The sequence below is a fragment of the Rubrivirga sp. genome (assembly GCF_049648075.1).
Lineage (GTDB): Bacteria > Bacteroidota > Rhodothermia > Rhodothermales > Rubricoccaceae > Rubrivirga.
The window spans coordinates 1-8,423 of the sequence record NZ_JBARYR010000457.1 but is presented as its reverse complement, the minus strand read 5'-3'; the positions used below and the strand labels follow the sequence as shown (position 1 = coordinate 8,423).

At 69.2% G+C, this 8,423-nt stretch carries 9 protein-coding genes; all 9 read right to left on the bottom strand.

The features are described from left to right. Positions 1-130: 130 nt before the first annotated feature. A complete protein-coding gene (gene trpD / locus WBA11_RS13090; protein WP_424521119.1) occupies positions 131-1,171 on the bottom strand; it encodes an anthranilate phosphoribosyltransferase in 1,041 nt (346 codons plus the stop codon). Then, positions 1,168-1,611: a four helix bundle protein gene (locus WBA11_RS13085; protein WP_424521118.1), complete on the bottom strand. Its 444-nt coding sequence runs from the start codon at positions 1,609-1,611 to the stop codon at positions 1,168-1,170. The genes trpD and WBA11_RS13085 overlap by 4 nt, the downstream gene beginning before the upstream one ends. Further along, positions 1,611-2,255 (bottom strand): anthranilate synthase component II, encoded by a 645-nt coding sequence (locus WBA11_RS13080; protein WP_424521117.1) that lies wholly within the window; start codon positions 2,253-2,255, stop codon positions 1,611-1,613. Before WBA11_RS13080 ends, WBA11_RS13085 begins: the two co-directional genes overlap by 1 nt. 5 nt (positions 2,256-2,260) lie before the next feature. Continuing rightward, a complete protein-coding gene (gene trpS / locus WBA11_RS13075) occupies positions 2,261-3,328 on the bottom strand; it encodes a tryptophan--tRNA ligase (RefSeq protein WP_424521116.1) in 1,068 nt (355 codons plus the stop codon). 109 nt (positions 3,329-3,437) lie between these two features. Then, positions 3,438-3,908, bottom strand: coding sequence for a hypothetical protein (locus tag WBA11_RS13070; RefSeq protein ID WP_424521115.1), 471 nt, complete (start codon positions 3,906-3,908; stop codon positions 3,438-3,440). A gap of 118 nt (positions 3,909-4,026) precedes the next feature. Continuing rightward, on the bottom strand, positions 4,027-5,568 hold the full coding sequence (gene trpE, locus WBA11_RS13065) for an anthranilate synthase component I (protein WP_424521114.1): 1,542 nt from the start codon (positions 5,566-5,568) through the stop codon (positions 4,027-4,029). 240 nt (positions 5,569-5,808) lie between these two features. Further along, complete coding sequence (locus WBA11_RS13060; protein WP_424521113.1) at positions 5,809-6,246, bottom strand: hypothetical protein; 438 nt, start codon at positions 6,244-6,246, stop codon at positions 5,809-5,811. A gap of 3 nt (positions 6,247-6,249) precedes the next feature. Then, on the bottom strand, positions 6,250-6,915 hold the full coding sequence (locus WBA11_RS13055) for a hypothetical protein (protein WP_424521112.1): 666 nt from the start codon (positions 6,913-6,915) through the stop codon (positions 6,250-6,252). Next, on the bottom strand, positions 6,908-8,423 hold a 1,516-nt coding region (locus WBA11_RS13050; RefSeq protein ID WP_424521111.1), incomplete at its 5' end, for a L,D-transpeptidase family protein. The genes WBA11_RS13055 and WBA11_RS13050, both read right to left, overlap by 8 nt.

Sequence of the window (8,423 nt, the reverse complement as noted above, 5' to 3'; positions counted from 1 at the left end):
GCTCTCGCGAGCGACAGCGTCGGCGCGTGGAAGGCGGGGCGGCGCATCAAGGCCGCGGCCGGCGTGACCGCCTTGCGTTCGTCGACGAGAGCGCGCGTGTCGACGAGGATCTGGTCTAGGATGGTCGCCACTAAGCCGCCTCTGCGATGTCGGACGACGCTTCGACGAGCGCGTCCAGCTTGGCGAGGGCGGCTCCGCTTCCGACGCTTTCGCGCGCGGCTTGGAGGCACGCGTCGAGGTCGGCGAACTCGCCGGAGGCGAGCAGCGCGTAGGCCGCGTTGAGGAGCACGACGTCGGCCTGAGGCCCGGCTTCGCCGCCCAGCACGCCGCGGACGATCTCGGCGTTCTCTTCGGGCGTCCCGCCCTGGAGCGCGGCGGCCGAGACCCGGGCCAACCCGAACCGCTCGGGCACGATCTCCTGCTCCAGCAGCCCGCCCTCGAAGGCGTGGCTCCCGGTCTGGTAGATCGTCGTCGGGCTCGTCGTGCTCAGCTCATCGAGTCCGTCGTGCGCGTAGACCACGACAACGTGCTCGCTGCCCAACCGCATCAGGATCTGCGCCATCATCCGGGCGACCTCGTCCGAGAACGCGCCGATCAGTTGCCGCTTGACGCCGGCCGGGTTGCACAGCGGCCCCAGGATGTTGAAGAACGTCCGCACGCCCAGCGCGCGCCGAACCGGCCCGACGTGCTTCAGCGCCGGGTGGAACTGAGGCGCGAACAAGAACGCGATCCCGGTCTCCCGCAGACACCGCGCGGCGCCCTCGGCATCGAGGTCGGCGCGGACGCCGAGCGACGACAGGACGTCGGCGGACCCACTCGAGGACGAGACCCCCTTGTTGCCGTGCTTCGCCACGGGCACGCCCGCTCCGGCGGCGACGAAGCTCGCGGCCGTCGAGATGTTGAACGTGCCGGCGTGGTCGCCGCCGGTCCCGCACAGGTCGATCGGGTCGAGGTCGCCGGCGTCGACCGGGACGGCGTAGTCGCGCATCACCTTGGTGAAGCCGGTCAGCTCGTCGAGCGTCTCGCCGCGCGAGCGGAGCCCCATCAGGAGCCCGGCGATCTGGGCCGGCTCGGCGTCGCCGCTCAGCATCACGTGCATGGCGGACTCGGCCTGAGACTGGCTCAGCGTCTCGCCTTCGGCGACGGACTGGAGGAGGGGTTTGAGAGTCAAAGGTTCGGGGTTCCGGGTTCAGGGTTCACGTCCTCGAGGGTCCAGACCTCTTCAGGTTCGCGGACGGCGGCTGGGCCTGAGGAGCGGAGGTAGCGGATCAAGCCACCGCATGAGCCACCTGCACGTTGGGCGAGGCGGTAGAGTCTGTCGAAGTCGTCGTGTGCGACGTACTCGAGGTCGAGAGCGAGGTAGAGTTGGGAGCAGACCTCGGCGGCGGAAGCGCGTGCGATGGTCAGGAAGCGGGCAAAGTCTTTTGGTGTGCGACGAGCAAACCCCTCCGCAATGTTGGAGGAGACCGAGATCGAGGCTCTCCGGATCTGATCGCGAAGCCCGAAGTCGCGGGAAAAAGCACCAGACCTAGTCGCCCGGTATACCTCGAGATTCAGCTCCCGCGCGATCTGCCAGGCTTCGATGTCCTCGAACCGTTTGAACCCCGCCACTACTGCACCTCCGGCGAACCGACCTCGATGTCGCCCGCCGACGAACCCTGAACCCTGAACCCTGAACCCGACTGCGCTAGCGTGGCGGTGACCCAGTTCCTCACCATCCTCGGTCCCTCCGTGGTCAGGATCGACTCGGGGTGGAACTGGACGCCCTCGATGGGGAACGAGCGGTGGCGGAGCCCCATCACGACGCCGTCGGCGGTCTCGGCCGAGACCTCGAGGACGGACGGGAGCGAGGCGCGGTCGAGGACGAGCGAGTGGTAGCGGGTCGCGACGAAGTCGTCCTCGACGCCTTGGAAAACGCTTTTGCCGTCGTGCTGGACGTGGGACGTCTTGCCGTGCATCAGCGTCGGCGCGTGGACGACGCGGCCACCGAACACCTCGCCGATGGCCTGGTGACCGAGGCAGACGCCGAAGATGGGCGTCGTCTCGCCGAACCGCTCGATGACCGCCTCGCTGATCCCGGCTTGGTCGGGGCGGCCCGGCCCGGGTGAGATCAAAATCCCGTCCGGCGCCAGCTCCGCGACGCCCTCGAGGTCGAGCGCGTCGTTGCGGACCACGCGGTAGTCGTCCGTGACCGCGCCCACCAGGTGGACCAGATTGTACGTGAACGAGTCGTAGTTGTCGATGACCAGGATCATCTCGGTTACCAGTTGAGCAGGTGAGTCGGGGCACTCTGTCCTGACCGGCCTCGAGGGTTTAAAAACCCAACAGCGTCGCGGACCTCCGCCATGACCTCCGACGCTCGTGCGCGGGCCGCAGCGGCGCCGTCCTCGAGGATGGCGCGGACACGATCCGGGTGCTCGGCGAGCTCTCGGCGTCGCTCCCGGGCCTCGCCGAACTGGCGGTCGATTAGGCGGATCAGTTCCTTCTTGGCGTGGCCGTAGCCGTAGCCGCCGGCGCGATAGGAAGCGGCGATCTCCTCGCGTTCGTCGTCGTTGGCGAGCAAGCGGATGAGGGCGAACGTGTTGTCGGCGTCCGGGTCCTTCGCGTCCTCGAGGGGGGTCGAGTCCGAGACGATCGACATGACGGTCTTCTTGAGCGCCTTGCCTTGGTCGAAGATGCCGATCGTGTTGCCGTAGCTCTTCGACATCTTGCGGCCGTCGGTCCCGGGGATGACCGAGACCTCGTCCAGGATGAACGGCTCTGGGAGCGGGAAGAGAGGCGCGTCCTCGAGGAAGGTCTGGTTGAAGCGGGAGGCCGTGTCCCGGCTGATCTCGAGGTTCTGCTTCTGGTCCGCGCCGACGGGGACCAACAGGCCGCGGCCGGGCGACGTGTACGCCAAGATGTCGGCGGCCTGGAGGATCGGGTAGGTCAGGAGCCCGCCATTCGCGCCGAGCCCCTGGGCCACCTTGTCCTTGTAGGCGACCCCCTTTTCGAGCAGCGACGTCGGTGTGAGGCACAGGAAGATCCAGGTCAGCTCCGAGAGTTGTGGCACGTCCGACTGCACGAACAGCGACGCCTTCTCCGGGTCGAGGCCGAGCGCGAGGTAGTCGAGGGCCACGTCCATCGTGTACCGCCGAAGCGCCTCGGCGTCGCGTAGCGTCGTCAGCGCGTGGTAGTCGACGATGAACAGGAACGCCTCCTCGCGCCTCGACTCGTCGTTTGCGAGCGCGATGTTCTGACGCAGCGCGCCGAAGTAGTTGCCCAGGTGCAACGTCCCCGACGGCTGGATGCCGGAGACGACGACGGGTAGGGGAGAGGAGTCAGTCATGTCAGGTTAGACGTCCCACGGGGCGTCTGCATTTCGGTCCGTCCTCGAGGTCGGCGGCGTGCTGGGGATCGCCCTCGAGACCATCGAGGTCGCGTCCTCGAGGACGGGACTAGCTCGAGTGGTTGGCGACGACGTCGCGGAGAAGGTCGATCCGGGAGGTAGAGGCGTCGGCGTTGTGGCCCAGGATGGCCCGAGTCCGCTCCTGGTGGTGGACCTCGTCGGCCTCGTGGCGGAGCGCGCCGCCGAAATCTTTCTCGGCGTCGAGCAGGCTCTGCAACAGCGACTTGTTGTCGCCGGCGGTCGGCCCGGCCGGGTCGCGGTCGACGCCCGTCGGAGGCGTGCCACCCAGGCTCAGGATCGTCTCGGACATCTTGGCGATCTCGGTGCGGAGGTACGGCATCATCGCGTCGATGCGCTCGCGACCCGGCCCGATGGGCATCGCAGCCAACACGCCGTCGTAGCGGTGGAGCAGGTCGAGGTGGCGCTGAGCGACGGGCAGCAGGCGCGTGACGCTCTCCTCGCGGGAGATGTAGCGTCCGGCGCCGCCTTTGTTCAGGATCGGGCGGAGGGCAGGAAACATGTGGGTAGGTGGTTCAGGGTTGACTGCGTCGGCCTTGCGGCTCAGGGTTCAGAGGTGCCGGTCCTTGCGAACCCTGACCGCGCAGCGAAGGCGCAGCAAACCTCTGAACCCTGAACCGTCACAACAGATCGGACGTGGCGGAGCGCATGGCGGCGAACAGGGCGGCGGCTTTGGCTTTGGTCTCCTCGACCTCGGCCGTCGGATCTGAGTCGGCGACGACGCCGGCGCCGGCCTGGACGTAGGCGACCTCGTCCTTGACGACCATCGTGCGGATCGCGATGCAGGTGTCGAGCGCGCCGTCGAAGCCGGCGTAGCCGACCGCGCCGGCGTATGGACCACGCCGAACCGTTTCGAGTTCGTCGATGATCTCCATCGCGCGGACTTTCGGAGCGCCAGACACCGTGCCGGCCGGGAAGCACGCTGCGAGCACGTCGGTCGCAGGCCGGTCCGCGACGGCGCCGGACACCGACGACACCAGGTGCATGACGTGGCTGAACCGCTCGACCTCGGCGTAGCGATCCACGGTCACCGTCCCGGTCTCGGACACACGGCCCAGGTCATTGCGGCCCAGGTCGACCAGCATCAGGTGTTCAGCCCGCTCCTTCGGATCCGACAGCAAGTCGTCCGCCAGGTCCGCGTCCTCGAGGTCGGTCTGGCCGCGGCGCCGCGTGCCAGCGATGGGAAGCACGATCGCACGCCGGTCCGGGCCTCGCGCGTCGACCCGCGTCAACACCTCAGGCGACGAGCCGACGAGCGAAAAGCCGGTGTCGTCGTCCTCGAGGCCGTCGACGTCGAAGTAGAAGAGGTAGGGGCTCGGGTTGACCTGGCGGAGCGCGCGGTAGAGGTTGAACCGGTCGCCCTCGAAGGGCATCGCGAACCGCTGGCTGAGGACGACCTGGAAGATGTCGCCCTCGATGATGTACTCCTTGCCGCGTCGGACGGCCGCCTCGTAGTCGGGCTGGGCAACGGAGGACGAGGGCTCTTGGGCGAGCAGACGGACGGGCTCGCCGGGCATCGCGCCGGTTAACAAGTCGTCCTCGAGGACGACGAGCCGCTCGGTGGCCTCGGCGTAGGATTCTCGCAGGTCTGTGTCGGCGTCGACGAAGACGGTCGCCATGAGCACCAGTTGGTGCTTGACGCGGTCGAACGCGGCGACGGTGTCGTAGAAGCCCCAGACGGCGTCGGGCAGGCCGAGGGTGTCGGGCGGGCTCGGCGGCAGGTCCTCGAGCTGGCGGACGGCGTCATAGCCGACGAACCCGACGGCGCCGCCGTTCAGGCGAGGCAGACCGGAGACTTGCGCTTGCTCAGTCTCTGCCAGCAGACGGCCCAAGACCTCGAAGATGGTGCCGTCCACTGGCTCCACGTCGTGGGGAGCGCCGTCGCCGGAGTAGCTGCCGGCCGGGCGGTGGAGTCGGACGCGGCTTCCGCGCGACTCGACCACCAAGTAGGGGCTCCGGCCCAGGAACGAGTAGCGGCCGAGCCGTTCTCCGCCCTCGACGGACTCGAACAGAAAGCCGAACTGGCCTGGCTCGCGCAGCGCGAGGTACGCCGAGACCGGCGTCAGTAGGTCCGCGGAGCGCCGGACGTAGACCGGGACCGCCAGCCGGCCGCCAGCCGGGAGCTGGTCGCGGACGATGGTCTCAAACTCGGTAAGCGTCACAGTCGGTCGGCCTCGAGGGCGAGGTGGAGGGGAGGGAAAGGGTAGCGGTAGAGTCGGGGGAGAACCGAGAACCGGCGGTCTAGAACGGGGGCTGAAAATGAAAAAGCCCCCTGCTCGGATGAACAGTGGGCTCGCAAAGGGTGCGCGCTAGCGTCAGGCCATCAGCCGTCCGCCCACTGTGAGAGTGGGGTGCCACCAGGGCCAGACGGAATGGTGCGCGCGCTGCGTCATGCGACCAAGCTACGGGCGTTCGTCGGGCGGGGCAACCAGGGGGTCGACGAGGGGAGAGGGAAGTAGGCGTGGAATGCCCGGCGGCAACGGAGCGTCCCCGCGCCCGAGGCGGTAGCGCTCGAACCATCGAGGGGTGCCGTCGAGCGTCGAGCCAGGGGCGAAACGCCGGCCTCGGAAGAGGGGGGGCTCGAACGGAAGCACCTCGAGGACCGGAGCCTCGAAAGCGAGAGCGACCACGTCGCCACAGAAGTTGGGCATCGGGACCGCCGTCGATTCGTCCTCGAGGTCGAGCGCCGGCATCGAGGCGGGGTCCGCGCCCTCGAGGTCGAGGGTCGGCATGGGGACGCCGGTCTCGCAGCGGCCGTCGAGGACGACAGGCGCGTCCTCTGGCGCGACGGTCTGGGCGGCGGCGAGCGGGGCGAGAGCTGCGAGGACGAGGGCGCGCATGAGTCAGCGGGTGTCGGAGGTCTCGGCGAAGGGGTTGCGCTCGAACACGTCGGCCTCGATGGGCTCCGGCGGTGCGACGCCGCGCTCGTCGGCGACGGCCTCGAGGGCGGCGTTGGAGAGGCGGAGAAGGTCGCGCTCGAGCGAGTTGAACTCCTGCAAAAGGGGGACGAACTGGCTGGCAGGAGCGCCCTCGGCGGTCCCTATCGTCTCGAGGGCGATGGCCCGGAGGCGTGTCTGCTCGGCGTCGATCACGGCCTGGGCGTTGTAGAGCCGCCACAGCGCGCTAGCTGTTTCAAAGCCGAGAAGCGCGACGTCGCCCGTCGCGGTCGCCGTCTCCCAGGCCGCGCGCTCGAGCCGGAGCGAGTTGAATCCGTTCATGCCCTCGATCCGAAACGCGTCGCGAAACCGCACGACGCTCCCGTCCTCGATGCCGGCCTCCACCTCTCGGGCGAGCCAGTGGTGGTAGATCCCGCCTCGAACCAGGTCGTCGCGAGTGTCGGCGACCTCGAGGGCGAACGCGTCCAAGATGTCGGCATGGCGCTGGTCGCGGTCGCGGGCGTCGCGCCACTCGGCCACGCCGAACCCGAGCAGGACGCTCAGGAAGATGGCCCCAGCCTCGACGCCCAGCACGCCCCAGTTGATACGGCGCCGGGCGGTCGACTCAGGCATCGGGCGTGGAGGCTGCGCCGGCCGGGCGGCCTTCGAGGCCGAGGGCGCTCGCTAGGCGCGGGTCGTAGCTGTACGGGTCCTGGTAGATCCGCAGCGAGCCGTCGGTCTCGGCCCAGGCCGTGAAGTAGGTGAAGTGGCTCAGGAACGGTTGCTCCAGGCGCACGCCGCGCCTCGGGCCGCCCCGCCACGCCCGCGCTGCCTCGCCGGGCTCCCAGCCGTTGACCGACGTCAGCAGGTACTCCGCAAGCTCGTCCGGCGCGCCGGCCTGGACGCAGCCGCTCGACATCGACGACCCGGCGCCGTCGTCGAACGTGTAGCGCTTGTTCGTGTCGTGGATCAGGATCGCGTACGGGTTGTGCATCAAGAACTTGACCCGGCCCAACGGATTCCCCGGCCCCGGCCGCTGCACGAACCGGAACTGACTGACGGAGACCGAATCCCACTGGACCAGCCGCGAGTCGACCGGGGCTCCGTTCTGGTAGACCTCGAAGCCGGCCCGCCACAGCGCCAGGCTGTCGGCTTGGGCTCGCGGGAAGACGTCGGCGGCGGCGAGCGAGGCCGGGACGTACCACGCCGGCTGAAACTCGACGGTGTGGACCGAGTCGGTGATGACCGGCGTCGTCCAGCCCGCCGTCAGCGCGTTGCCGATGTTGGCCGGCATCCTCAAGCGCTCGGCGTAGGCGTCCCCGTGATCGTCACCGTCCTCGCGCTGCAAAACGCGGATCTCGAACGACGGCAGGTTGACCCAGACGAAGTGCTCGCCCAGGTCGTCGGGGAGCCAGCGCCAGCGCTCGAGGTTGAGCACGATCTGGTCGCGCAGCCCAGCGGGGTCCTCGTTGAGCCTCTCCGTCACCGTCGCGTCGAGGACGCTGTCACGGTCCAGCCCGTTGGCGTCCTCGAAGCGGCCGAGCGCCGCCGCGAGCGAGTCGTCGAAGACGTACGGGTTGGGCCGCTCCCACGCCGAGAGCGTGTCGGGACGGGCGTAACCCAGGGCCTCGAGCCGCGCACGAACGTGGGGGACACGGACCGAGTGCTGTCCGGCCTCGAGGACGGGACCGGAGGGTACTGGAGCGAGGGGCTGGTGAAGAGAGGCGAGGCGTTGCCGCAGCCGCTGGTACCCGGCGTGCGGCGGTCGGAGCTCGTCCAGTGCATCGAGGACGGCGCGGCCGTCGCCGTCGCGGATGGCGTCCTCGAGGGCGGCGAACTCCGCGCCGGTCGAGTCGCGCAGTGTTGGAAACCACGAGTGGGTGTAGAGCTTCGTCGGGTCCGCCCGGCGACCTCGAAGGGCGTCGCCGAAGACGAGCAGGCCGTTCGTGAGCGCGACGTCGAGGGCAGCGATCCGGGACACGCGCGGGTCCGAGAGCGTGTCTCGAGCTTCGGCCTCGAGGTCGGACCAGCGACGGTCGGCCAGACGGAGAGCGCGGAGCAGCGGGGCCAGCCGCTCGGCTCCGACCGACTCGGGCGTCACGCCGTCCGACGGGGCGGCCTCGAGGACGCGAGCGAGTGCG